Below are 24055 nucleotides of genomic sequence, written 5' to 3'. Positions count from 1 at the left end.
CGACGGGATCGAGGTCAGTTGATCAGGTGGTCGAAGTCCCCGTCCCGGGCGCCGAGGACGAAGGCCGCGATCTCGTCCACCGTGTAGATCAGCGCCGGCCCCTCCGGGTGGCGCGAGTTGCGTACCGCGATGCCGGCCCCGCCGGGGAGTTCCGCCAGCTCGACGCAGTTGCCGCTGGGATTGCTCCGCCGGCTCTTCTGCCACCGCAACGGGGGCAGCTGGGTGGCGGGAACGCCGTTCTGAGGCTGTCGCATGGGCGTCTTTCTGTGAAGAGCCGTCCGGGTGTCGCGTGAGGGAGGGGTGTGGCGGGGTGGTCGCGACGTCCGCACGGGCCGTCTGCACGTGCATCTGCTATTGCATCTGCATCGGACAGCGAGCATGATAGCCCACGTGCGCGGTGCCCATCCGTTCACTGTGGGTGACCCTGCCCGGGCCGGCCACCTGTGGAAACGACGGCACGGCACCGCGCGCATCGGCCGACCACCGCTCCGGCCGTCCACCGACGCCGCGAGGGAGGGCTCGTGCCGGATCCGTTGACCGTCGCATCCGGCCTCTCCGCGGCGGGGGCGCTCGTCTCGGTGTGGCAGCTGCGCCAGCGCGCCCTGCGCGCCGAGGCGGAGATCGAGCAGCTGCAGGCCGAGCTGGCCGCCGAGCGGCACGCCGCCAGCCACGACCCGCTCACCGGGCTGCCCAACCGCCGGGCCTTCTACCGGCTGGCCGCCGCCCTGCTCACCGACCCGGGCGGCCGGCCGCTGATCGCCGTGGTGCTCGACCTCAACGACTTCAAGCAGGTCAACGACCGCTACGGGCACGCCGCCGGCGACCAGGTGCTGATCAGCGTCGCCCAGCGGCTGGCCGCGTTCGCCGGGGACAACCCGGTCGCCCGCCTCGGCGGCGACGAGTTCGCCGGTCTGCTCGCCAGCCCGGCGGTCGACCGGCGCTGGATCGAGCACGCCACCCGGCGGCTCTGCGAGTCGATGGCCGCACCGATCCCGCTGGGTGGGCGCAGCATCCGGGTCACCGCCTCCGTCGGGCTCGCCCCGGTCACCGGGCCGACCCAGCTCACCGAGGCGCTGTGCCGGGCGGACGCGGCGATGTACCGGGCGAAGGGCGTCACCGCCCGCCGGTCACCCCGTCAACTGCGCGACTCGGCGCACCTCGCCGAGTGCTGACCACGCCGGCCGTCGCCGGGCCGGGTCAGCGCCAGCCGTAGCCGGCGCGCAGCGCCCGGCCGATCCGGTCGAAGCGACCCCGGTCCAGCACCGCGCCCTCGCGCCGGATGCTGTCCTCCCGCATCGTGAGCACCCGGTCGAGCCGCACCCAGCTGGGACGGTTGTCCCGGTCCCACTCCCCCGGCCCGAGCGCCAACCAGTGCCGCTGCCCGTCGCGCTCGCTCTGGCTGGAGAGCATCAGGCCGAACAGGGTCCGGCTGTGCCGGCCGACCACCAGCACCGGCCGGTCCTTGCCCTGCCGGGGGTCGTCCTCGTACGGCACCCAGGTCCACACGATCTCGCCCGGGTCGGCCTGGCCGTCCAGCTCCGGGGCGTAGGTCAACTCCCGGCGCTGCAGCGCGCCGACCTGGCGCCGCCGGGCCACCTGGGCCGGGATCGGGCCGCCGGTGCGGGCCGGCGCGGCCACCGTCCCGGTGACCCGGCCGAGCCGGGCGGCGACGTTTCTCAACAGACCTGCCACGGCGGCAGCCTAGCCGCACCGGGTGCCACGACGCCCCGCGCGGTGGACCGAATCCGGTGGACGCCGCCCGGCCGGCACGGTGAAGATCCCGGGGTGAGCGTTCCCCCACGGCAGGTCTGGGCCCACTACACCGCCGGGACCGTCACCGTGTACCAGGCGTACCCGCCGGAGATCGCGGAGGCCGCGGTGGCCGCCGGCCGCTTCGTGCCGCCGTTCCGCCGGGGGCGGATGACCTGGATCAAGCCGTCCTTCCGGTGGATGATGTACCGCAGCGGCTGGGCCACCAAGCCCGGCCAGGAGCGGGTGCTGGCGGTCGAGATGACCCGGCCCGGCCTGGAGTGGGCGCTCGGCCGGGCCTGCCTGAGCGGTTACGAGCCCCGGTGGCACACCGACCGCGCCGACTGGGCCCGCCGTCTGCGGGGCAGCGACGTGCGGGTGCAGTGGGACCCCGAGCGGTCACTGCGGCTGGCTCCGCTGCCGTACCGGTCGCTGCAGCTCGGCCTCTCCGGCGCGGCGGCCGACCGGTACGTCGACGAGTGGCTGGTGGGCCTGACCGACGTCACCGCCAGGGCGCGGGAGATCCGCGCCCTGCTCGACGCCGGGGACGATGACGGCGCGGCGGCGGCGCTGCCGCCGGAGCGGCCCTACCCGCTGTCACCCGCCCTGGCCGCCGCGGTCGGCGCCGACACGGACTGACCGCACGCGTCGCCGCCACCGGTGGCCGCGCCGGACGTGGTGCGCAGATCAGCCCGGGCCCGTCCACGGCGGCTCGGCCGATCAGGGGGTCGGCGTCCGCGTCCGGGCGAGCCGGGACGACGGCCCACCGGACGCGCGAGAATGGCCCCGGCGGTCTCCGCCGGGCAGCCCGGCCGGCATCGCCGAGCCCGCCCACCACCGACGGCGCGGTGGGCCACCCGAAGGAGACACGTGATCGAGCTGCCGAGGGACCTGCCGCTCATCGAGCGCACCGCCGTCCGGCTGGTGGTGCGCGACCGGGACGGCCGGATCCTGCTGTTCCACACCCGCGACCCCGACCACCCTCGGCTGGGCACCTGGTGGGAGCTGCCGGGCGGCGGGATGGACCCCGGGGAGAGCTACGCCGAGACGGCGGTGCGGGAGCTGCGCGAGGAGACCGGCATCGCGGTCACCGCCGCCCGGCTCGGCCCGCCGTCCTGGCGGCGGCGGGCCAGCTTCGTCCACCGGCAGCTGCGCCACCTCCAGGACGAGGTGGTGATGACGGTACGGCTCGACGTCCCCGGCCCGGACGTCGACGGCGCCGAGCGGCTGGACTACGAGGTGGAGGACTACTTCGGGTTCCGCTGGTGGCCGGTCGAGGAGGTGGTGACGAGCGCCGAGCGCTTCTACCCGGGTCGGTTGCCGGCGCTGCTGACCCGCTTCCTGGCCGGCGAGGAGATCGACGAGGAATTCGAACTCTGGTCCTGACCGGGGTGCCGAGCGGGTCCGCGGTGGGCACAGTGGAGAGCATGACCACGATCCCGTCCGCCCCGCTGGCCCGCTACGCCGCCCGGCTGCACGCCGACATCGGCGACCGGCACCACGTCGCCTCCCCGCTCGGGGCCTGGCTGCTGCTGGCGCTTACCGCGCCGGCCGCCACCGGTCCCGTCCGGAAGGAACTCGACGACGCTCTCGGCATGGACGCCGACTCGGCCGCGGCGACGGCGGCCGCGCTGCTGGAGCAGCCGCACCCGCTGGTGCCGTCCGCCACCGCCGTCTGGCACCGGCCCGGTCAGGAGACCGGCCAGCTGGACGACTGGCGGCGGGGCCTGCCCCGGTCGACGCGGACCGGCCCGCTGCCGGACCAGGCGGGGCTGGACGCCTGGGCCCGCGAGCACACCCTGGGGCTGGTCGAGCGGTTCCCGTTGACCCTGACGCCGCAGGTGGTGCTGGCGCTGGCCAGCGCCCTGGCCACCCGGATCTCCTGGGCCGAGCCCTTCGACCTGGTGCCCGGTGCGGCGCTGGGCGCGGGGAGCGCCTGGGCCGGGCTGGGCCGGGTGCTGCGTACCCCGGCGGCCGGTCACCGGGCCTGGATCGCCACGACGGGCGCGGCGGGCGACGTCGCGGTGCACCGCGCGGGCGCCCGGCCGCTCGAATCCGGTGGCGCGGGACTGGTGGTGGTGTCGGTCGCCGCCGACCCGGGGGTGCCGCCGGTCGACGTGCTCACCGCCGCGTACGAGGTGGGCGCGACGGCGGTCGACGGGGCGCCGGCCGGCCGGCGTAGCCTGTTCGACCTGCCGCTCGGCGACGGCCCGCTCTGGTCGCTGCGCGAGGAGCCGGTCCGCACCAACGCCCCGGACGGCCGGGAGGAACGGCACAGTGCGGTGCTGCCCTGCTGGTCGGCGCGGGACGAACACGACCTGAGCGCACCCGCGCTCGGCTTCCCGGCGGTGGCTCGGACGGTGGCCGGCCTGCTCGGGCGGGAGCTGGGCGTCGAGGCCCGCCAGGCGGCGGCGGCCCGGTACGGCCGGTACGGCTTCGAGGCGGCCGCGGTGACCGGCGCGTTCGCGCTGACCAGCCTGCCGCCGATGGGGGTCGCCCGGACCGCCGAGCTGCGCTTCGGTCACCCGTACGCGGTGGTCGCGCTGGCGACCGACCGCCGGGGCGACCGGATCGGGCCGTGGCACGGGGTGCCCGTCTTCTCCGCCTGGGTGGCCGAACCGGAGGAGCCGTCGGCGGCCGACCTGGCCGACCCGCCCGAGACGTGGTGACTCAGTAGACCGTGCCGGGCGGCGGGTCGAGGTCGCTGCCGAGCCGACCCGGCAGCTGCGCCACCAGGTCCTCGAACTCGCCGACGGTGACCGCCTCCCGGAGGGTGGCGAAGACCGCCCGTACGCCGACCTGGGCGACGGCCGGATCGACGCCGGCCCGGGCGGCCACGCGGTGCACGAACTCCACCGGCCCGTACGCCGCGGCGGTGCCGGGACCGGCCGGGCGGGCGTCCGGCGGCGGGGCCGGCGGGCCGGTCAGGTAGGCGCCCAGTTCGTCGGGGAGCTGGGCGGAGAGGTGGTCGGCCTCGTCGGCGTTGACCCGTTCCGCCACCGTCACCAGCACGGCCCGGGCGATCGAGGCGGCCGTGTCCCGCGGCAGCTCCGCCCGGCGGGCGACGGCGTCGACGAAGAGCGGAAAGCGCACCGGTCCTCCTCCGGCCCCGGCCACCCCGGCCGGACGCCGCCGCGCGGTTACCCGCTCCGCGCGGGCACAAACGACCGGCACGGGCGACCACCGGCGGGCGCCGGCCGCTCTTGACCGGCGGGCGGCCGACCGGGGCCGGCGGGCGCCGGCCGTCCGCGTCGCACCGGCTCAGGTCAGCAGGGACCGTCGCCGCAGGTGGTCGAAGATGATCTGGTCGACCGGGGAGACCCGGTCCCGGTCGGCGTAGCCGAGCCAGGCCACCTCCTCGATCTCGTGGTCGGGTCGGGGCACGCCCCGATGGTCGGCGGTGTAGCAGGTCATCCGCACCAGCACGCCGTCCGGGTGGCCGTGCGCCTGCGCCGCGAAGGTCCCGACGTGGACGGCCGTCTCCGGCGCGATCACCACCCGCAGCTCCTCGGCGATCTCCCGGGCGAGCGTGTCCAGGTCGCTCTCGCCGGGCTCCCGCTTGCCTCCGGGGAGGTACCAGACGTCCCGGCCCCGCGAGCGGGTGCTGAGGATCCGCCCGCCCTCGATCCGGATCCACGCGATCTTGTCGATGGTGGCCACGGTGCTCCTCGGGCTCGGAGGGGCCTTCACTGTAGGGCGTACGGGGGCGGCCGACGGCACGGGCCGACGGCGGGGCTGCGGCGTCAGCCGGGCGGGGGCGGGCACGGGTCCGGTCCGGAGGAGCATCCCACCGGCGGCGAGGGCGCAGCACCCGGCGACGGCCGCCAGCAGCAGCGGGTAGCCGCCGCCGGAGTGCAGGACGGTCGCGGCGGCCAGGGGCGCGCCGGCCTTGACGGCGGTGACGGGAGCGGCGAGGCGGCCGGCGATGCGGCCGTACGCGGTGGTGCCGTACCGCTCGATGAGGAGTGCGGGGGTGGCGAGGCTGGCGACGCCGAACCCGAGTCCGAAGCCGACGACGCCGACGACCGCCCCGACACGGGAACCGGCCAGCCAGGGCAGGGCGAGGACGGCGGTGGCCTGGACGGCGAAGATGACCGCCACGATCGTAGTCACCGCCCACCGGCGGCGAGCCCCGGTGAGGACCAGCCGGCCGGTCACCGAGAGCACGCCGAGCAGCCCGGCGGCCGTGGCGGCGAAGGTGCCGGGGTGGCCCCGGCTGGTGAGATAGCCGACCAGGTGCACGGTCATGGTGCTGGTGGCCGCGCCGTGGGCGACGAAGGTGAGGGTGAGCAGCCAGAACCGGGCGTCGCGGGCGGCGGCCCGGGCGGCGGCCTTCCGCCGGTCGCGGTCCGGCCGCAGCCGGGCCGGGGCCGCCGGCGGCGTCGGTGGCCGGCGGACGAGCAGGGCGTGCAGGGGGACGGTGACCAGGCCGTGGACGGCGGCGAGGACGACCAGGGCGGCGCGCCAGTCGAGCCGCTCCACCAGCAGGCCGGTCAGCGGCAGGAAGATCGTGCTGGCGAAGCCGGCGACGATGGTGACCACGAGCAGGGCGCGGGCCCGCCGTTCGGGGCTGAACCAGGTGACGATCACGGCGAAGGCGGGTTCGTAGAGGACCATCGCGCCGGTGACACCGAGGCCGACCATCACCGCGTACAGCTGCCCAACGGTGTCGACCCGGGACCAGGCGAGCAGCAGACCCGTGGCGGCGAGCGAACCGGTGGTCATCAGAAGACGGCCGCCGTGGCGGTCGAGCCACCGCCCGACGGGTACGGCCATGAGCGCGCCGGCCAGGACGGAGGCGGTGAGCGCGCCGGTGACGGCGGTGGTGGAGGCGTCGAGCGTCGCGGCCATCGGCTGCAGCAGTACGGCGTAGGCGTAGTAGAGGGTGCCGTAGCCGACGGTCTGGGTGACGGCGAGGGCGGCGACGAGGCGCCGGCCGCGGGCGTGGTGCCCGCCGGCCCGGGGGTCGGCGGGCACCGTGCCGGCGCTGGTCGGCATCAGCTGCCGCAGCAGCCACCGGCCTGACCGTCTGCGGGGGCGGCGTCGAGGCTGACCAGGTTCAGCGGCGCGGACAGCAGCCCGCCGGCGACGCCGGTGGCCAGCCCCCGGGCGGCCGGCGCGGTGGCCGGGGCGGTCCCGCAGCAGCTCTCCCCGGTGGCCGAGTCGTCGGGGTCGCTGTTGCACACGCCGGTCTCGGGCAGTTCGAGCCGGACGTCGCGGGCGGCCTCCCAGTCGCCGGCCAGGGCGGCGACCACGGAGCGGACCTGCTCGTAGCCGGTGGCCATGAGGAACGTCGGCGCCCGGCCGTAGCTCTTCATCCCGACCGCGTAGTAGCCGACCTCCGGGTGGGCGAGCTCGTCCACCCCGTGCGGGGGGACGGTGCCGCAGGAGTGCTCGTTCGGGTCGATCAACGGGGCGAGGGCGCGGGTCGCCCCCAGCACCGGGTCCAGGTCGAGGCGCAGCTCCGCGGCGATCGAGTGGTCCGGCCGGAAACCGGTGGCGGCGACGACGCGGTCCGCCGTGACCGACTCCTGGCTGCCGTCGGCGTGCCGGACGACGACGGCGACCCGACCGTCGACGGGGGTGAGGGCGTGCACGGAGAAGCCGGTGAGCAGCCGGATCCGACCCGTGTCCACGTGCGCGCGGAGCCGGGAACCGAGGGCGCCGCGGGCCGGCAGGGCGTCGGCCTCACCGCCGCCGTAGGTACGGGTCGGCGAGGCGGACCTGATCGCCCAGGTCACCTCGGTGCCGGGGGCGGCGGCGGCCAGTTCGGCCAGCGAGAGCAGGGTGTTGGCGGCGGAGTGACCGGCGCCCACCACCAGGGTGTGCCGGCCGGCGAAGCGGTCCCGGTCGGCGCCGAGCACGTCCGGCAGCGCGTGCTCGAGGTACGCGGCGGCGTCGCTCTCGCCGTGGGCGGGCAGTCCGGCGGCGCCGAGCACGTTGGGGCGGCCCCAGGTGCCGGAGGCGTCGACGACGGCCCGGGCGAGCAGTTCGTCGCCGTCGGCGAGCCGGATCAGGAACGGGGTGCGGTCGCGTCCGGCGGTGCGCAGCCGGTCGAGGCCGAGGCGGCTGATGGCGATCACCCGGGCGCCGTAGCGCAGGTGCGGCTTGAGCTGCGGCAGCTCGGCCAGGGGCTGGAGGTAGTCGGCGGCGAGCTCGGCGCCGGTGGGCAGCGCGTCGAGGTCGGGGGCCGCCCAGCCGGCCTGGTCGAGCAGCCGGCGGGCGGCGGGGTCGATGTCGTACCGCCACGGTGAGAAGACCCGTACGTGCCCCCACTGCCGGACCGCGGCGCCGGCGGTGTCGCCGGATTCGAGGACGGTGAAGGGCAGGCCGCGCTCGTGCAGGTGCGCGGCGGCGGCCAGCCCCACGGGGCCGGCGCCGATCACCACGACGGGCAGTTCGTCCAGGACGGTCATTCCGGAACTCCTTTGTCTTGACAACGATCGAATCAACGGGGCGGAATCGGCCCGGCCGGCGGGACCGGGGCGGGTCAGGAGACGACGGGACTGCGGCGCTCCAGCAGCACCACGTCGCGCCAGCGGCCGTGGTGGCGGCCGATCCGCTCGCGTACGCCGATGACCCGGAATCCGGCCCGCCGGTGCAGCGTGAGGCTGGCGGTGTTCTCCGGGAAGACGCCGGACTGGATGGTCCAGATCCCGGCCGCCTCGGTGGAGGCGATCAGCGCGTCGAGCAGCAGTCCCGCCACGCCGCGTCCCCGGGCGGCCGGGTCGACGTAGACGGAGTGCTCCACCACGCCGGCGTAGACCGCCCGGGCGGAGGTCGGCGAGACCGCCGCCCAGCCGCGCACGGTGTGGTCGCCTTCGACGGCCACGAGGCGGTGTGCGGGAAGCCGGCCGGCGTCGAACGCCGCCCAGGTGGGCGCGGTGGTCTCGAAGCTCGCGTCGCCCCCGTCGAGCCCGGCCTGGTAGATCGCCAGCACCTGTTCGGCGTCGTCGGGGACCATCGGGCGGACGGTGAATTCGACCATCAGCCACTCCGTTCGGTCGGGGGGCGGCGCGCCCGGGGCGACGACGAGGCGGTTGTCTCGACGTCCATCGAATCAGACGTTTGCACATTGATTAGATGGATGTCAACCTAGAGACATGTCGAAGCAGGCGACGCCCGCCCCCCTCGTCGCGCTCACCGCCGACGTGCCCTGCTGCGCTCCACTGACGCAGCGCCGGGTGCCGGCCGAGACCGCGGCCGTGCTCGCACCCGCACTCAAGGCGCTGGGGGATCCCGTCCGCTTGCAGCTGATGTCGATGATCGCCTCCGCCGAGGGCGGCGAGGTGTGCGTCTGCGACCTGACCCCCGCCTTCGACCTCACCGGGCCGACCATCTCCCACCACCTCAGGACGCTGCGGGAGGCCGGCCTGGTGGACGCGGAGCGGCGCGGGACCTGGGTCTACTACCGCGCGCGGCCCGCCCTCCTGCGCCGGCTCGCCGCGCTGCTCACGGTCGAACCCCCCGCTGACCTGCGCACTTGACGTTCCGGGTTTCACTCAACGATAGTTGACTCAATGAACGCTGAGTCTGGTTCCCTGGCCGGGCGCGCCCGGATCCACGCCGCCCTGGGCGACCCCGCGCGGCTGGCGATCGTGGACGCGCTCATCCTCGGCGACGCCTCCCCCGGGGAGATCGCACGCACTCTCGACCTGCCGACCAACCTGGTCGCCCACCACGTCAAGGTGCTCACCGAGGCCGGTCTCGTCGTCCGCGGCCGCTCGGAGGGCGACCGGCGGCGCACCTACCTGCGGCTGCGACCGGAGGCCCTCGCCGCGCTGACCCCGCCACCGCTGCCCGGAGTGGGCCGGGTGGTCTTCGTCTGCACCCACAACTCCGCCCGCTCCCAGCTCGCCGCGGCGCTGTGGAAGCGCCGCACCCGCAGCGCCGCCGCCTCCGCCGGCACCAAGCCGGCCGCCCGGGTGCACCCCCGCGCGGTGGCGGTGGCCCACCGGCACGGCCTGGCCCTCGACCCCGCCGGCACCGCCCACGTCTCCGCCGTGGTTCGCGACGAGGACCTGGTCATCGCCGTCTGCGACAACGCCCACGAGGACCTCACCGGTCCGGTGCGACCCCGGCTGCACTGGTCGGTGCCCGACCCGGTGCGGGCCGACACCGACGCGGCGTTCGAGGCGGCCTACGCCGACCTCGCCGACCGGATCGACCGGCTCGCCCCCGCCGTCATCGACGCCCGCCCGTAGCTCCGCAAGACCACGTCACCCCACACCCCGGCGCACACCCGGCCCGGGACGGCACACCCATGGGAGAGAACAGACCGATGACCATCGCACTCCGGCGGCGCCTGCTGGCCGAGTTCACCGGCACCGCCCTGCTGGTCACCGCCGTGGTGGGCTCCGGCGTCATGGCCGCCACCCTCTCCCCCGACGACGTCGGGCTCCAACTGCTGGAGAACTCGGTCGCCACCGCGTTCGCTCTCGGTGCCCTCATCCTGATCTTCGGTCCGGTCTCCGGCGCCCACTTCAACCCGGTCGTCTCCGCGGCGGACTGGTTCCTCGGCCGCCGCTCGGGCACCGGCCTGACCGGCCGGGATTTGGGCGGCTACACGCTGGCGCAGGTCGCCGGGGCGATCGCCGGGGCGGTCCTGGCGAACCTGATGTTCGACCTGCCGGCCGTGGAGTTCTCCGGCAGGGAGCGCGCGGGAGGGCACCTCTGGCTCGGTGAGGTCGTCGCCACCGCCGGCCTGATCCTGCTGATCTTCGCCCTCGCCCGGTCCGGTCGCGCCTCGGTCGCGCCCGCCGCCGTCGGCGCCTACATCGGCGCCGCGTACTGGTTCACCTCGTCGACGTCGTTCGCGAATCCCGCGGTGACGGTCGGCCGGGCGTTCACCGACACCTTCGCCGGCATCGCGCCCGGCTCCGTCGCGGGCTTCGTCGTCGCCCAGGTGATCGGGCTGGTCGTCGGCGTCGGCCTGCTGGCCGCGCTCTACCCCGACGCCGGCGACGCCGCGGGCCAGGTCGTGGTCCCCGCCGACGACGACCTGGCCCGTGATCCCCGATCCTGACCGCACCACCGACCCGTACCCGAGAGGCACCTCATGAGCGACAAGCCCAGCGTCCTGTTCGTCTGCGTGCACAACGCGGGCCGGTCCCAGATGGCCGCCGGCTGGCTGCGCCACCTCGCCGGCGACACCGTCGAGGTCCGCTCCGCCGGCTCCGCGCCCGCCGAGACGGTCAACCCGGCCGCCGTGGCCGCCATGCGCGAGGTCGGCATCGACATCAGCGACCAGACCCCGAAGCTGCTGGAGTACGCCACCGCCGAGTCCTCCGACGTCATCGTCACGATGGGCTGCGGCGACGCCTGCCCGGTCTTCCCCGGCAAGCGCTACGAGGACTGGAAGCTTGAAGACCCGGCCGGCAAGGGCGTCGAGGCGGTCCGACCGATCCGGGACGACATCCGCGCCCGGGTGGAACGCCTGCTGCGCGAACTGCGCCCGGCCTGACCGGCCGCACCGGGAGTCGCGGCGGTGCGGCACGGGGCCGGGGTCAGCTCTCGGCGAGGACGTCCAGGAGCAACGAGGCGGTCCAACTGAAGGCCGGTGAGCCGAGCCCGGCCCGGGTGTCGGGGTGGAAGTACTCGTGGCAGCCGGCGGTGGCCACCAGGTCCAGCATGGACTGGCGCAGCCCGGCCGCCAGGTCGGGTCGGCCGTGGCTGCGCAGCCCACGCCAGAGCAGCCAGTTCAGGTTCATCCAGCTCGGGCCGCGCCAGTACCGCAGCGGCTCGAAGTCCGGGGCGGTCCGGTCGTGGCTGGGCAGCGGCCGGTCCATCCGCGCCGACAGCCCGAACCGCGCCGAGCACGCCTCGGTCACCACCGCCGCCACCTGCCGGGCGGGCAGGTCGGGCAGGATCAGGGGCATCAGCCCGAGCGCCGTCCGCGCCGGGATCAACCGGTCGGTGCGCAGGTCACGCGGGTGGAAGGTGCCGGTGACCGGGTCGTACAGCCGCTCGACCAGGGCCTCGGTGATCCGGGCGGCCCGGTCCCGGTGCGGGCCCGGGTCCGCGCCGACCACCGGGGCGATCCGGGCGAGGGCGTGCTCGGCGGCGCCCAGCGCCGCGCTCACCAGCGGGCACTCCACCAGGAACGGGTGCCGACCGGCCAGGCCGTCGTCGCGGTAGCCGGCCTCCCGGTAGGCGGCGACGATCGCCACGTACCGCGCGTAGTCCAGGTCCGTGGGGCGGTGCGCGGCGTCCGCGTACGTGGTGTCGTGCCGACGGTACGCGCGCATCACGGCCACGTCGGCGGGCACGGCGGCCATCGGCGCGTCCCAGGCGGGGCTGTTGTCGACGCCCGACTCCCACGGGTGCACGATGCAGGCGAGCCCGGCGCCGCCCACGTCCCGATGGACGGTCAGGTAACGCTGCTGGGCGACCAGCCGCGGATAGAGCCGGCGCAACGCCCGCGCCGACTCCTCGGAGGGGGCGCGCCGGTGCGCCAGCCAGGCCGCGAGAGCGTGCACCGGCGGCTGGACGAGGCCGGAGGTGGCGGCGGCGGGGGCGCCGTCGGCGGCGGCCGAGTTCCAGAACTCCGGCCCCGGGAAGTACGAGCCGACCCGCAGCGCCGGGTTGAACACGATGTGCGGCACCCGCCCGTCGGTCCACTGCGCGGCGAAGAGGGTCCGCAGCTCCCGCCAGGCACGGTCGGGGCGGACGTGGACCAGCCCCACGGCGATGAACGCGGAGTCCCAGCTCCACTGGTGCGGGTAGAGGGTGCGCGACGGCACCGTGTGGTCGTGCTCCCAGTTGCCGTCGAGGGTGGCGACGGCGAGCCGGCGCAGCTCGGCGTGGGTCGGGGCGGCGGGTCCGGACCCGGCGGAGGCGGCCACGCCCGGCCCGGCACCGGGGGCTCCGGCCGTTCCGGCGCTCACGCCGCCGCCCGCCGGGGCTGGGCGTGCCGCAGCACGGTGGCCGCCTGCTGGAGCGCGCGGACCGGGTCGCCCCGCAGCCGGCACTCCAGGGCCAGCCAGCCCCGATAGCGGAGGTCGAGCAGGGTACGCAGCAGCGCGGGCCAGTCCAGGTGCCCGGCTCCCGGCTGGCACCGGTTGGAGTCGCTGACCTGCACGTGCCCCAGGTACGGCGCGGCGGCGCGCAGCGCGCCGTGCACGTCGTCCTCCTCGATGTTCATGTGGAAGGTGTCGGCGACCACCCGGACGGAGGGCAGGCCCACCGCCGCGCAGAGCGCCACCGCGTCGTCGAGCCGGTTGACCATGTGGTCCTCGTACCGGTTGAGCGGCTCCAGATAGAGGGTGACGCCCTCGGCCCGGGCGTGCTCGCCGAGGGCGCCCAGGGCGTCGACGAGCACCTGCCGGTCACCCGCGGGCGACCGGGGTGGCTCGAACGGCGGCAGCCGGCGGGAGAACATCCCCCACGCCGCCGGGGTCATCGCGCCGATCCCGCCGAGCTCGGCGATCACCGACAACTGGCACCGCAGGTTCGCCACCGCGTCGCGGGAGCGTTCCGGATCGAAGTCGCCGATGAAGTGGTCCATCTCCACGCAGACCGTCGGCATGACCACCCCCTCGGCGCGGGCCCGGCGCAGCTCCGGCAGCCGCCGGGCGAAGGCCAGGTCACCCCGGCCGCGCAGCTCGATGCCGTCGAAGCCCAGCGAGCGGGCGAGGGCGAACTTCTGGGACAGGTTGGTGCCGGGGAGCAGCTGCTCCTGGCAGGCGATCGGGATCGACATCAGAACCTCAGCACGACTTGGAGAACGTCATCGGCACCGCGGTCGAGCAACGCAAGCGCGTCGGCCACCGCGCGGGCGTCCACGACGTGGCTCACCAGCGGCAGCGGGTCGACGCTGCCCTCGGCCACCAGGTCCATGAAGGTGTGGGCGATACGGGCACCGGACCACCGGCCGGCCAGGCCGGGTGCCGGGGCGGGCCCGGAGACCTGGGCCGCCACCAGTTGGATCCGGTTGTGGTGGAACTCCTCGCCGAGGCCGAGCGCGTCGGCCTGGCCCTGGTAGAAGCCGGCCGCCACGACGCGCCCGGCGTGGGTGGTGGCCCGGATCGCCTCGTGCAGCGCCGGGTAGGCCCCGGACAGCTCCAGGCAGACGTCGGCGCCCCGGCCGTCGGTGACCTCGCGCAGCACGGTGGCGGCGGACTCGACGCCGGCGTCGACGGTGAGCCGGGCGCCGAGCCGCGCGGCCGTCTCCAGCCGGGTGGGCACCCGGTCGACGGCGACCACCCGGGCCCCGGAGAGGACCGCGAGCCGGGTGGCGAGCAGGCCGATGACGCCCTGTCCGAAGATCCCGACCCAGTCGCCGAGGTGCAGGTCGCCGGAGAGGACGGCGGTCAGCGCGATGGCCCCGGGGCGGGCGAAGACGCCGGCGAGCGGGTCGAGGCCGGGGGCGAGCGGGGTGACCCCGGCGGCGGGCACGACCGCTTCGGCGCGGTGGCCCCAGATGCCCCAGACGAGCTGGCCGGGATGTCGGTCGGCGACGTCCGGGGCGACCTCGACGATCTCGCCGACCTCCTCGTAGCCGAAGCCGACCAGCGGGTACGGCACGGGGGTGTGGCGGGGGACGAACATCCGGGTGACGTCGTCCCAGTCCTTGCTGAGCCGGGGATTGCTGCCCCGGTAGAGGGTGAGCTCGGTGCCGGCGGAGATGCCGGAGTAGCAGGTGCGGACGCGGACCTGCCCGGGGCCGAGCGGATCGGAGGGGCAGGGCTCGAGGCTGACGCGCCGCGGCCCGGCCAGAGAGACAACCCAGTTGCCCATGACGTCACTCCCGGGGCGTACCGGGCTCAATCTTAACAAAAAATCGTTATATGTCTTGTAATTGATCAATCCAGCACGTTGAATCCCTCATGTACCTCTTCGAGAGGAGTGCCACCGATGTCATCCCCTCCGATGCGGATGCTGGCCGCCACCCTGATCATGGCAGTAACCGGGGCGAGCCTGCTGGCCTGCAGCGACGACGGTTCGAAAAGCGACAGTTCAGAGATAACCGTGTGGAGCTTGGAGGATGTGGCCGACCGGGTCGCCGCCACCAAGGCGATCGTCGCCGACTACACCGCCAAGACCGGGGTCAAGGTCAACCTGGTCACCGTCAACGAGGACCAGTTCCCCTCCCTGATCGCCTCCAGCGCCGCTGCCGGGGAGCTGCCCGACGTGGTCGGGTCGGTGTCGCTCGCCGGCATCCGCACCCTCGCCGGCAACGAGCTGCTGCACCCCGACGCCAACAAGGAGATCGTCGACAAGCTGGGACGGGACACCTTCTCGCCGCGCGCTCTCGAACTCACCTCCGACAACGGCAAGCAGCTCTCCGTCCCCAGCGACGGGTGGGGGCAGCTGCTGGTCTACCGCAAGGATCTCTTCGACGCCGCCGGCCTGCCGGTTCCGGACACGTACGAAAAGATCACCAACGCCGCGCGGACCCTCAACCGCAACGGCGTCGCCGGCATCACGGCCGCCACGGCTCCCGGCGACGTATTCACCCAGCAGACCTTCGAGCACCTGGCCCTGGCCAACAACTGCCAGCTCACGGACGACTCCGGCGCCGTCAAGCTCGACTCCCCCGAGTGCGTCGAGGCGTTCCGCTTCTATGGCGACCTGATGAGGAACTACTCGGTCAAGGGCGCGCAGGACGTGGACACCACGCGGGCCACCTACTTCGCCGGCAAGGCGGCCATGCTGATCTGGTCGCCGTTCATCCTCGACGAGCTGGCCGGGCTGCGTAACGATGCCAAGCCGACCTGCCCGCAGTGCCAGCGGGACCCCAGCTTCCTCGAGGAGCACAGCGGCTTCGTCACCGCCATCAAGGGCCCGAACGGCGCCGAGCCCGCCCAGTACGGCGAGATCAGCTCCTGGGCGGTGCTCGACGGCGCCGTCACCGACCCGGCGCGCTCCTTCGTCGAGTTCATGCTCTCCGACGGCTACCCCCGCTGGTTCGGGATGTCCCCCGAGGGGCGCTTCCCGGTCCGCAAGGGCACCGCCGAGGAGAAGGAGAAGTTCCTCACCGCCTGGAACACCAGCCAGGCCGGGGTGGACGCGAAGAAGCCACTCTCCGAGGTGTACGGCGACGAGGTGCTGGCCAACCTGCGCAAGAGCCCGGACACCTTCCAGCGCTGGGGCCTGACCCAGGGCCAGGGCAAGCTGGTCGGCGCGATCCTCGGCGAACTGCCCGTACCCAAGGCCCTCGCGGACGTCGTCGGTGGCAAGACCGACGCGGGCGCGGCCGCCGCCCGGGCCAAGAAGGACGTGGAGGCCATCAAGGCGGGCGTCAATTGACCACGGCACCGCCGGAGGCCGGCCGCTCCCCCACCCGGGAGCGGTCCGGCCCCGGCCGCCGACGCCCGCTCACCCTGCGCCGGCGGGAGTCCCGCGCCGGGCTCGCGCTGGTCGCGCCGACGCTGCTCGTCGTGGTCGCGGTGATCGGCATCCCGATCGTCTGGACCGTGGTGCTGGCCTTCCAACGGGTACGCCTGGCCACCCTGCGCAAGACCGGGCTCTTCGGTGAGCTGACGCTGGACAACTTCGAGCGGGTGCTGAACACTCCCGGCTTCGCCGACACGCTCTGGACCACCGTCCTCTACAGCCTGGGCGGCACCGGCGGCTCGATCGCGCTGGGCCTGGCGGCGGCGTTGGCCGTCCGCCGGCCGTTCAAGGGCCGCACCCTGGTCCGCGCGTCGATGCTGCTGCCGTACGTGGCGCCGGTGGTGGCGGTGGCGTTCGTCTGGCAGGTGATGCTCGACCCGCAGTTGGGCATCGTCAACGACTGGGGCCAGCGGTTCCTCGGCTGGGACGCGCCGATCCCGTTCCTTACCCAGGACTCGACCGCGCTGACCACGGTGATCGCGTTCGAGGCGTGGCGGTACTTCCCGTTCGCCTTCCTGTTCCTGCTCGCCCGGCTCCAGGCCGTTCCCGGGGAGTTGGAGGAGGCGGCCCGGGTGGACGGCGCCACCCCGACCCAACGGTTCCGGCACATCCTGCTGCCCCAACTGCTCCCGGTGATCGCCCTGCTCGCGGTGCTGCGGTTCATCATGACCTTCAACAAGTTCGACGACGTCTATCTGCTCACCGGCGGTTCGGCCGGGACGGAGGTGGTCAGCGTCCGGGTATACCAGTTCCTCACCGCCCGGACCGACATCGGCGCGGCGTCGGCGCAGGCGGTCGTGCTGGCCGTGGTGCTGATCGTCTTCGTCGCGATCTACCTGCGCTTCTTCACCGCGCGGCAGGAGGGGTGATGGACCGCGACCAGATCGAAACCGTCTCGCTGCGATGGGTGCGCCGGCTGGTGGTCGCGGCGTTCCTGCTCGTCACCGTGCTGCCCTTCTGGTACATGCTGGTGCTATCGGTGCGCCCGATCGAGCGGCTGCTCCTCGACCCGGGCTCGCTCTGGGTGCCGCTGAGCGAGTTCACCGTCGACACGTACACCGAGGTCCTCAGGTCCGTCGACGACGGCGGCCAGGGTTTCCTCACCTTCATCCGCAACAGCGGCCTGGTCGCGGTGGCGGCCACGGCGCTGACGCTGATCGTCGCCATCCCCGGCGCGTACGCGGTCTCCCGGCTGCGGTTCTTCGGCCGCCGGCAGGTCAACGTGCTGTTCCTGGCGGTCTACCTGTTCCCGTCGATCGTCATCGCGATCCCGCTCTTCGTGGTCTTCACCCGGGCCGGACTGCGCGGGTCGCTGTTCGGACTGGTGCTGGTCTACATCTCGCAGACCCTGCCGGTCTCGGTCTACATGCTGAGGAACTACTTCGAGACCATCCCGATCAGCCTGGAGGAGTCCGCGGCCATCGACGGGGCCGGCCGGCTCGGCATCATCCGCCGGGTCAGCCTCCCCCTGGCCGCCCCGTCGATCATGGCGGTCGCGCTCTACGACTTCATGATCGCCTGGAACGAGTTCCTCTTCGCCCTGCTCTTCCTGGTCGACAAGCCCAACCGGTGGACCGTCTCGCTGGGGCTGTCGCTGCTCGCCGACGGGGTGGAGGTGCCCAAGACCGTGCTGATGGCCGGCTCGGTGATCCTCACCCTGCCCATCGTGCTGCTCTTCTTCGCCAGCGAACGGCTGCTCACCGAGGGCCTCACCGCGGGCGCCGAGAAGGGCTGACCGGTCCGGGGCGGCGGTCACCGCCGCCCCGGACCGTGACGGCGGTCCCCCATGCCCCCAGCGGCGCGTGGGGCGCCGGCGGGCCGGTTACCGTGGCGGCATGGCCAACCCGACCCGCTGGGCGACCGAGACCGGTCCCGGGCACTCGCAGTGGTACATCGACCGCTTCCGCACACTCGCCGCCGAGGGGGTGGACCTCGCCGGCGAGGCCCGGCTGGTCGACGCCATGGTGCCGCCGGGCTCACGGATCCTCGACGCGGGCTGCGGCACCGGCCGGGTCGGGGCGGCGCTCGCCGCCCGCGGCCACCAGGTGGTCGGAGTCGACGCCGATCCGGCGCTGGTCGAGGCCGCCCGGGCCGACCATCCCGGGCCACGCTGGCTGGTCGGCGACCTCGCCGAGCTGGACCTGGCCGCGGCGGGCGAGCCGGAACCCTTCGACGCGGCCGTGGTGGCCGGCAACGTGATGGCCTTCGTCGCCCCCGGCACCGAAGCCGCCGTGCTCGCCCAGGTCGCCGCCCACCTGCGCCCCGACGGCGTGGTGCTGGTCGGCTTCGGCCTCGACCGAGGCTACCGGATCGAGGACTTCGACGGCGACGCCGTCGCCGCCGGCCTGCGCCGCGAGCACCGCTTCGCCACCTGGGACCTGCGGCCCTGGCGGGAGAACGCGGACTTCGCGGTCACCGTGCTGCGCCGCCCGGCCGACTGACCGCACCGCGCCGGGCGGCCCCGGACCGGCTCGCCGCGGTGGCCGCCCGCTGGTCAGGCCGGGGCGGCGACGGCCCGGGCGGCGGCCGGGTCGAGGGCGCTGCCGGCGGGCACCAGGCTCACCAGGGCGGCGGGAAGCCGCATCGGCCGCACGTTCCGGTAGCCGAGCATGCCGAGCACGTCGCCGCCGGCCAGGACGTACCGCCGACCCAGGTCGGTGACGACGGAGACGGCGCCGCCGGTGGCCCCGGGTGAGGCGACGGACTCGACCACCACGCCCCGGCCCGGTTCGACCACCACGTGGTCGGCGAGCACCCCGCCCCGGCCGGCGGAGGCGACGGTGCGGCCGGCGGCGGTCAGATCCGGCACCGCGGCGCCGACCCGGACGTCCCGCACCGCACCGTCGTCGCCGACCCGGGTGCAGAGCCCGCCGCCGTCGAACGCGGCCAGCCGGGGCGGGGAGGGCGGTGGGGCGGTCGGACCGCTCGGCACCAGGTCCGGCAGCTTCGGCAGCGCGGCGAACCGACCCAGGGTGATCGGCGTCGGCTCGCCCTGCCCGGTCCGGGCCATCAGCAGGGCCGCCTGCAACTCGGTGATGCCGGCGAGGCCGTCGCGGGCGGCGACCGCGTACTGCCGGCCGCCGCCGGAGTTGCGGACCAGGTGCACGTCGCCGACCCTGGCGCCGGAGACCTGCGCCGAGGGCTCCCCCAGGCCGGCCAGGGCGGGCGGGCTCAGATCGGCGCCGGCGGGCAGGGTGTTCAGCAGGGCCGGCGCCACCGGCACGGCCCGCTCGCGGGTCGCGGCCAGCGCCGCCAGCACCCGGCTGGTGTCGCGCAGCAGGTAGCGCCGCTGCTGCCAGAGCAGGTGCAGGGTGCCGTCCGGAGACCGGACCAGCATCCCCTCCGCGCCGAGCGGCCGCCCGCCGCCGGCGTCCCGGCCGATGAGCAGCGCCGAGCGGGGTGCCGGGCGGTCGGCCTCGGTCGCCGTCACCGAGCAGACCGTCCACGGCGCGGTGGAGAGCCGGCCCGGCGCGGGCAGCGAATCCGGCGCGTCGGCGATGCCCAGCGGCAGGCCCCGCGGCACCCCCTCGATGGAACGGCGGGACACCAGCACCGTCCGGGCGCTGTCCGCCCCGACGATGAGCAGCGCCGAGGCGTAGTTGAGCACCGGGTGCAGCTTGTCGTCCCGGTAGACGAACCGGGCGCCGGACTCCTTCTCCACGATCACCGCGCCGGTGTCGCGCCATTTCGTGCCGCCGCCGGCGAAGAGCCCGTAGAGGGCGAAGCCGCCGAGCCCGATCGCCGCCACCAGGACGCTGGCCAGGCCGGCGCCGGCGAGCCGGCGGAACGGCGACTGCGCCGGGTCGGTCTCCCGCATCACCAGGGCGGCGACCGCCCGTTGGACGGTGAACTGGTACGAGTGGAGCTGGTCCTGCCGCGACGGCATGGTGTCCCTTCCGGCGATTTCCCGGGCACAGGATATGCGTTCCGTCGATGTCTCGTTGACCCAGCGTCGCCGTGCCCACGGGCGGCGGGACGCGGCTCCCTGCCACCGCCGCCATCGGCTCCCCCACCACCGGCCCCGTCGCGTATAACCGGTCGGTGGACAGCGACGACTGGGACGCCCGCTACGCCGGCTCGGCCGAGCTGGTGTGGACGGCGGAGCCGAACCGTTTCGTGGTGGCGGCGGCCGCCGATCTGTCCCCGGGCGACGCGCTGGACCTCGCCGCGGGCGAGGGGCGCAACGCGGTGTGGCTGGCCGAACGGGGCTGGCGGGTCACCGCCGTGGACTTCTCGCCGGTCGCGGTGGAACGCGGGCGGCAGCTGGCGGGGCGGCGGGGCGTACCAGTGCGCTGGCAGGTCGCCGACGTCACCGCGACCGCCCCCGAGCCCGACCGCTACGACCTGGTGGTCGTCGCCTACCTGCACCTGCCCCCGGCCGACCTGGCCACGGTGCTGGCCGGCACCCGCCGGGCGCTGCGGCCGGGCGGCACGGCGGTGGTCGTCGGACACGACCGGGCCAACCTCGACGCCGGGACGGGCGGCCCCCGCGACCCGGCGATCCTGCTCACCCCGGAGGCGGTGGTCGCCGGCCTCACCGGGCTGCGGGTGGACCGGGCGGAGACGGCCCGCCGGCCGGTGGCCGTGGCGGGCGGCACGGTCGACGCCCTGGACACGGTGGTGGTCGCCCGTCGACCCGGGTGAGCCGGTGGCCCGACGGCGATGACCTGGCCCCGGGCCGGTCGCGGCGGTGGCCCCGGTCGGCCCGGCCGGTAGCATCCGCACGGACGGCGACGGCAGAGAGGCGGCCGGATGGGCTTGCGATTCGAGGAACTGGCCTGGCGGGAGACCCCGATCGGCGCCATCAGCCTGCGCCGGCGCCGCGACCCGGCGCTCGACGTCGACGTGTACGAGGTCAAGCTCGACGACGAGTTCCTGATGTCCAGCCTCTTCCCGGTCGCGGAGATCGAGCTGGCCCGGTTGGGCCTGGCGCCGCTGACCGGCGACGACCTCGACGTGGTGGTCGGCGGTCTCGGCCTCGGCTACACCGCCCGGACGGCGCTGGAGGACGCCCGGGTCGGTTCGCTGGTGGTCGTCGAGGCGATCGAGGACGTGATCGACTGGCACCGTCGGCAACTGCTCCCCTTCGCCGCCGGGCTGGCCGCCGACCCGCGTACCCGGTTCGTCCGGGCCGACTTCTTCGCCGCCGTCGCCGCCGGTGACCTCGACCCGGAGCGGCCCGACCGCCGCTTCCACGCGGTGCTGCTGGACGTCGACCACTCCCCGCGCAACGTGCTGCACCCGAGCCACGCCCCCTTCTACACCCCGGACGGCCTGCGCCGGCTCGCCGGCCTGCTGCACCCGGAAGGGGTCTTCGCGCTCTGGTCGGACGACCCGCCGGACGCCGACTTCGGCGCGGCGCTCGCCGAGGTGTTTCCGACGTCCGAGGCGCACGTGGTGCGCTTCGCCAACCCGTTCACCGGGGGCGAGTCGGCCAACACCGTCTACGTCGCGCACCGCTGAGGCCGGACGCCCCACCCCGGTGGGCATGGCCCCGGCCGGAGCGGGAAGACCCGGGCGGGAACCGACGTCGGGGAGGCGAACATGCGGGCGGTGCTCTGGATCGTCGGCATCGCCGGCGGCGCGCTCCTCCTGCTCGGCCTGCTCCTCGAAGCGGCCCGCTGGCTGGTGATCATCGGGGGGATCGCGCTGGTCGCGGTCGCCGTCCTGGGCTTCCTTCAGGGCCGCCGGGCGGCCCGGCGCCAGCCCCCCAGCCGCCGCTAGGCCGGCCTCGAAGTCCGGCCCGTCCGGCCCCGGACAACACCGCGGTGCGCTGGACCGGGTGCGGACACCGCGTACGGGCCCGTAGGTTACCGACCTGTAATTAGGCTGGTCACGGGCTGCGCCGGCGTCGCGTGCGCCCGCCGCGCCAGCGTGACCAGCGAGGAGGGACCCGATGGACCTGACCGCCGAGCGGCCCTGGCTGCGCAGCTACCCGCCGGACGTGCCGGCCACCATCACCGTCCCCGACGACTCGCTGGTCGACCTGCTCCGCGAGGCGGCCCGCCGGTTCGGCCCCCGGGTCGCGCTGGACTTCTTCGGCGCGACCACCACGTACGCCGAACTGGACGCCCAGGTGGCGCGGGTGGCGGAGGGGCTGCGCCGCCTCGGCGTGGGCGCGGGCGAGCGGGTGGCGCTGGTGCTGCCGAACTGCCCGCAGCACGTGGTCGCCTTCTACGCCGCGCTGCGCCTCGGCGCGGTGGTGGTCGAGCACAACCCGCGCTACACCCCGGACGAGCTCTCCCGCCAGCTCACCGACCACGGCGCCCGGCTGGCGGTGGCGTGGGACAAGATGGCGTCGCAGGTCCGGGAGGCCGGCGCGGTGGAGACCGTGGTGGCGGTGGACCTCACCCGGGCGCTGCCCCGGCTCAAGCGCTGGGCGCTGCGGCTGCCCACGCCGAAGGCGCGCGCCCACCGCGCGGCGATGACCGGACCGGCACCGGGGGCGATGAGCTGGGACTCGCTGCTGGCGGCCGGCCCGCTCGCCGCCGACCACCCGGCGCCCGGCCCGGACGACACCGCGCTGCTGCAGTACACCGGCGGCACCACCGGCGCCCCGAAGGGCGCGATCCTGACCCACCGCAACCTGCGGGCCAACGCCGCGCAGGGTCGCGCCTGGGTGCCCTGGCTGCGCGACGGCGAGGAGACCTTCTACGCCGTCCTGCCGCTGTTCCACGCCTACGGCCTGACGCTCTGCCTGACCTTCTCGGTGAGCGTCGGCGCCACCCTGGTGCTCTTCCCCAAGTTCGACCTCGACAAGGTCCTCGCCGCGATCGGCCGCCGCCCGCCGACGTTCCTGCCGGCGGTGCCACCCATCTACGAGAAGCTCGCCACCGCCGCCCGCGAACGCGGCGTGGACCTCAGCCCCATCCGGTACGCCCTGTCCGGCGCGATGGCCCTGCCGCCGGCCACGGTCGAGCTGTGGGAGTCGGTCACCGGCGGCCTGCTGGTCGAGGGGTACGGCATGACCGAGACCTCCCCGGTGGCGCTCGCCAACCCGATCTCTCCCGCCCGCCGGCCGGGCACGGTCGGGCTGCCCTTCCCCTCCACCGAGGTCCGGGTCGTCGACCCCGAGGACCCGGCCCGGGTCCGCCCGACGGGTGAGCCCGGCGAGTTGCTGGTGCGGGGGCCGCAGGTCTTCTCCGGTTACTGGAACCGTCCGAAGGAGACCGCGGCGACCCTGCTGCCGGACGGCTGGGTGCGCAGCGGGGACGTGGTGGTGATGGACTCCGACGGTTTCGTCACCGTGGTCGACCGGATCAAGGAGATGATCATCGCCGGCGGGTTCAACGTCTACCCGTCGGAGGTGGAGGAGGCGCTGCGCCGGGTCCCCGGGGTGCGGGAGGCCGCCGCGGTCGGTCTGCCCGGCGAGCACGGCGGTGAGGACGTCGTCGCCGCGGTCGAGCTGGACGAAGGGGCCGACGCCGAGCCCGACGACATCCGGAGCAGCTGCCGCCACCACCTCACCGGCTACAAGGTGCCGCGGCGGGTGGTCGTGGTCGACGAACTGCCCCGCTCGCCGATCGGGAAGGTGCTGCGTCGCCAGGTCCGCGACCGGCTGCTCGCCGAGGGCTGAGCGTCGTCAGCGGACCGGGGGTCCCACCCGCAGGAGCCGCCGGGCCCGACGGCGGTCCAGCCAGTGCGGCGCGGGCGGGTCCGTCGGGTCGTCGCCCAGGAGCCCGACCAGCAGCGCGATCCAGAAGCCGAACGCGCTGGCGACGTTGCGGGCCCGACCCGGTTCCGGGGCGCCCGGCGGCAGCACCACCTGCGCCCACCGCCACGCGACCCAGGCGACCTCGTCGTCCGGGTGGTGCCGCCGGGCCCGGCTCAGCGTGACGACCTCCCGGCGGACCGGGGCCGGCAACCGCCACCACCGGCGCAACGTCGCCAGCCGCTCGTCGGCGACCGGGTGCGCCGCTTCGCCCGCTTCCATGCCCGACAACGATAGGTGGCCGGCGCAACCGGCTCG

General features: G+C 75.0%; 27 protein-coding genes and 1 pseudogene. 16 read left to right on the top strand and 12 right to left on the bottom strand.

What is annotated here, in order from left to right:
- Positions 1–14: 14 nt before the first annotated feature.
- Positions 15–254, bottom strand: coding sequence for a DUF397 domain-containing protein (locus V6U79_RS04250; RefSeq protein WP_334524252.1), 240 nt, complete (start codon positions 252–254; stop codon positions 15–17).
- Between the two features lie 267 nt (positions 255–521).
- On the opposite strand from V6U79_RS04250, the gene V6U79_RS04245 reads away from it, so the two are divergent.
- Positions 522–1172 (top strand): GGDEF domain-containing protein, encoded by a 651-nt coding sequence (locus V6U79_RS04245; protein ID WP_334524249.1) that lies wholly within the window; start codon positions 522–524, stop codon positions 1170–1172.
- Positions 1173–1197: 25 nt separating this feature from the next.
- Here V6U79_RS04245 and V6U79_RS04240 read toward each other — a convergent pair whose 3' ends face one another.
- Positions 1198–1692, bottom strand: coding sequence for a type II toxin-antitoxin system PemK/MazF family toxin (locus tag V6U79_RS04240; RefSeq protein WP_334613557.1), 495 nt, complete (start codon positions 1690–1692; stop codon positions 1198–1200).
- A 93-nt stretch (positions 1693–1785) separates the two neighbouring features.
- On the opposite strand from V6U79_RS04240, the gene V6U79_RS04235 reads away from it, so the two are divergent.
- The 3 genes from V6U79_RS04235 to V6U79_RS04225 all read left to right on the top strand — a co-directional run bounded on the left by V6U79_RS04235 (position 1786) and on the right by V6U79_RS04225 (position 4418).
- On the top strand, positions 1786–2388 hold the full coding sequence (locus V6U79_RS04235) for a DUF4291 domain-containing protein (RefSeq protein ID WP_334613556.1): 603 nt from the start codon (positions 1786–1788) through the stop codon (positions 2386–2388).
- Between the two features lie 231 nt (positions 2389–2619).
- Complete coding sequence (locus V6U79_RS04230) at positions 2620–3135, top strand: NUDIX hydrolase (protein ID WP_334524240.1); 516 nt, start codon at positions 2620–2622, stop codon at positions 3133–3135.
- A 41-nt stretch (positions 3136–3176) separates the two neighbouring features.
- Positions 3177–4418: a hypothetical protein gene (locus V6U79_RS04225; protein WP_334613555.1), complete on the top strand. Its 1242-nt coding sequence runs from the start codon at positions 3177–3179 to the stop codon at positions 4416–4418.
- A gap of 1 nt (position 4419) precedes the next feature.
- On the opposite strand, the gene V6U79_RS04220 is transcribed toward V6U79_RS04225, so the two are convergent.
- From V6U79_RS04220 to V6U79_RS04200, 5 genes and pseudogenes are all read right to left on the bottom strand, one after another.
- Complete coding sequence (locus tag V6U79_RS04220; protein WP_334524234.1) at positions 4420–4842, bottom strand: DUF2267 domain-containing protein; 423 nt, start codon at positions 4840–4842, stop codon at positions 4420–4422.
- A gap of 168 nt (positions 4843–5010) precedes the next feature.
- Positions 5011–5409, bottom strand: coding sequence for an NUDIX hydrolase (locus V6U79_RS04215; RefSeq protein WP_334524231.1), 399 nt, complete (start codon positions 5407–5409; stop codon positions 5011–5013).
- 318 nt (positions 5410–5727) lie between these two features.
- Positions 5728–6600 (bottom strand): annotated as a pseudogene (locus V6U79_RS04210) (MFS transporter); the annotation flags it as partial.
- Between the two features lie 146 nt (positions 6601–6746).
- Entirely contained in the window at positions 6747–8165 is a 1419-nt protein-coding gene (locus V6U79_RS04205) for an FAD-dependent oxidoreductase (RefSeq protein WP_334524228.1), read from the bottom strand.
- Positions 8166–8239: 74 nt separating this feature from the next.
- Complete coding sequence (locus V6U79_RS04200; RefSeq protein WP_334524226.1) at positions 8240–8737, bottom strand: GNAT family N-acetyltransferase; 498 nt, start codon at positions 8735–8737, stop codon at positions 8240–8242.
- Positions 8738–8852: 115 nt separating this feature from the next.
- Between V6U79_RS04200 and V6U79_RS04195 the strand changes: the two genes are divergently transcribed.
- From V6U79_RS04195 to V6U79_RS04180, 4 genes are all read left to right on the top strand, one after another.
- On the top strand, positions 8853–9236 hold the full coding sequence (locus V6U79_RS04195; RefSeq protein WP_334524224.1) for an ArsR/SmtB family transcription factor: 384 nt from the start codon (positions 8853–8855) through the stop codon (positions 9234–9236).
- 33 nt (positions 9237–9269) lie between these two features.
- A complete protein-coding gene (locus V6U79_RS04190) occupies positions 9270–9953 on the top strand; it encodes an arsenate reductase/protein-tyrosine-phosphatase family protein (RefSeq protein WP_334613554.1) in 684 nt (227 codons plus the stop codon).
- Positions 9954–10030: 77 nt separating this feature from the next.
- The gene (locus V6U79_RS04185) at positions 10031–10774 is read left to right on the top strand and encodes an aquaporin (protein WP_334524219.1); all 744 of its coding nucleotides are present in this window, start codon (positions 10031–10033) and stop codon (positions 10772–10774) included.
- A gap of 33 nt (positions 10775–10807) precedes the next feature.
- Complete coding sequence (locus V6U79_RS04180; RefSeq protein WP_334613552.1) at positions 10808–11212, top strand: arsenate reductase ArsC; 405 nt, start codon at positions 10808–10810, stop codon at positions 11210–11212.
- Between the two features lie 43 nt (positions 11213–11255).
- On the opposite strand, the gene V6U79_RS04175 is transcribed toward V6U79_RS04180, so the two are convergent.
- The 3 genes from V6U79_RS04175 to V6U79_RS04165 are packed head-to-tail and all read right to left on the bottom strand — an operon-like array spanning position 11256 to position 14487.
- Complete coding sequence (locus V6U79_RS04175) at positions 11256–12593, bottom strand: MGH1-like glycoside hydrolase domain-containing protein (RefSeq protein WP_334613834.1); 1338 nt, start codon at positions 12591–12593, stop codon at positions 11256–11258.
- Between the two features lie 38 nt (positions 12594–12631).
- Positions 12632–13450 carry a sugar phosphate isomerase/epimerase family protein gene (locus tag V6U79_RS04170; RefSeq protein ID WP_334524213.1) on the bottom strand — a complete coding sequence of 273 codons (819 nt, stop codon included), beginning with the start codon at positions 13448–13450 and terminating at the stop codon, positions 12632–12634.
- Positions 13450–14487, bottom strand: a complete 1038-nt coding sequence (locus V6U79_RS04165; RefSeq protein ID WP_334524210.1) for a zinc-binding dehydrogenase — start codon at positions 14485–14487, stop codon at positions 13450–13452. Before V6U79_RS04165 ends, V6U79_RS04170 begins: the two co-directional genes overlap by 1 nt.
- A gap of 117 nt (positions 14488–14604) precedes the next feature.
- On the opposite strand from V6U79_RS04165, the gene V6U79_RS04160 reads away from it, so the two are divergent.
- The 4 genes from V6U79_RS04160 (at position 14605) to V6U79_RS04145 (ending at position 18527) form a co-directional block, all read left to right on the top strand.
- Complete coding sequence (locus V6U79_RS04160) at positions 14605–15999, top strand: ABC transporter substrate-binding protein (protein WP_334613551.1); 1395 nt, start codon at positions 14605–14607, stop codon at positions 15997–15999.
- Positions 15996–16955: a carbohydrate ABC transporter permease gene (locus V6U79_RS04155; RefSeq protein WP_334613550.1), complete on the top strand. Its 960-nt coding sequence runs from the start codon at positions 15996–15998 to the stop codon at positions 16953–16955. The genes V6U79_RS04160 and V6U79_RS04155 overlap by 4 nt, the downstream gene beginning before the upstream one ends.
- Positions 16955–17821: a carbohydrate ABC transporter permease gene (locus V6U79_RS04150; protein ID WP_334613548.1), complete on the top strand. Its 867-nt coding sequence runs from the start codon at positions 16955–16957 to the stop codon at positions 17819–17821. Before V6U79_RS04155 ends, V6U79_RS04150 begins: the two co-directional genes overlap by 1 nt.
- Positions 17822–17921: 100 nt before the next feature.
- Positions 17922–18527 carry a class I SAM-dependent methyltransferase gene (locus V6U79_RS04145; protein ID WP_334524200.1) on the top strand — a complete coding sequence of 202 codons (606 nt, stop codon included), beginning with the start codon at positions 17922–17924 and terminating at the stop codon, positions 18525–18527.
- 53 nt (positions 18528–18580) lie between these two features.
- Here V6U79_RS04145 and eccB read toward each other — a convergent pair whose 3' ends face one another.
- Positions 18581–19972, bottom strand: coding sequence for a type VII secretion protein EccB (eccB, locus tag V6U79_RS04140; protein WP_334613546.1), 1392 nt, complete (start codon positions 19970–19972; stop codon positions 18581–18583).
- 155 nt (positions 19973–20127) lie between these two features.
- On the opposite strand from eccB, the gene V6U79_RS04135 reads away from it, so the two are divergent.
- The 4 genes from V6U79_RS04135 to V6U79_RS04120 all read left to right on the top strand — a co-directional run bounded on the left by V6U79_RS04135 (position 20128) and on the right by V6U79_RS04120 (position 23662).
- Positions 20128–20730: a class I SAM-dependent methyltransferase gene (locus V6U79_RS04135; RefSeq protein WP_334524195.1), complete on the top strand. Its 603-nt coding sequence runs from the start codon at positions 20128–20130 to the stop codon at positions 20728–20730.
- A 108-nt stretch (positions 20731–20838) separates the two neighbouring features.
- Entirely contained in the window at positions 20839–21549 is a 711-nt protein-coding gene (locus V6U79_RS04130) for a polyamine aminopropyltransferase (protein WP_334524193.1), read from the top strand.
- An 81-nt stretch (positions 21550–21630) separates the two neighbouring features.
- Entirely contained in the window at positions 21631–21810 is a 180-nt protein-coding gene (locus tag V6U79_RS04125) for a hypothetical protein (RefSeq protein WP_334613544.1), read from the top strand.
- 172 nt (positions 21811–21982) lie between these two features.
- The gene (locus V6U79_RS04120) at positions 21983–23662 is read left to right on the top strand and encodes a long-chain-fatty-acid--CoA ligase (protein WP_334613543.1); all 1680 of its coding nucleotides are present in this window, start codon (positions 21983–21985) and stop codon (positions 23660–23662) included.
- A 6-nt stretch (positions 23663–23668) separates the two neighbouring features.
- Here V6U79_RS04120 and V6U79_RS04115 read toward each other — a convergent pair whose 3' ends face one another.
- A complete protein-coding gene (locus tag V6U79_RS04115) occupies positions 23669–24019 on the bottom strand; it encodes a hypothetical protein (protein ID WP_334524189.1) in 351 nt (116 codons plus the stop codon).
- Between the last annotated feature and the right edge of the window lie 36 nt (positions 24020–24055).

It is taken from the genome of Micromonospora psammae (assembly GCF_036902725.1).
GTDB lineage: Bacteria > Actinomycetota > Actinomycetes > Mycobacteriales > Micromonosporaceae > Micromonospora.
Note: the sequence above shows the minus strand (reverse complement) of the source record. Positions and strands in the feature narration are given on the sequence as shown.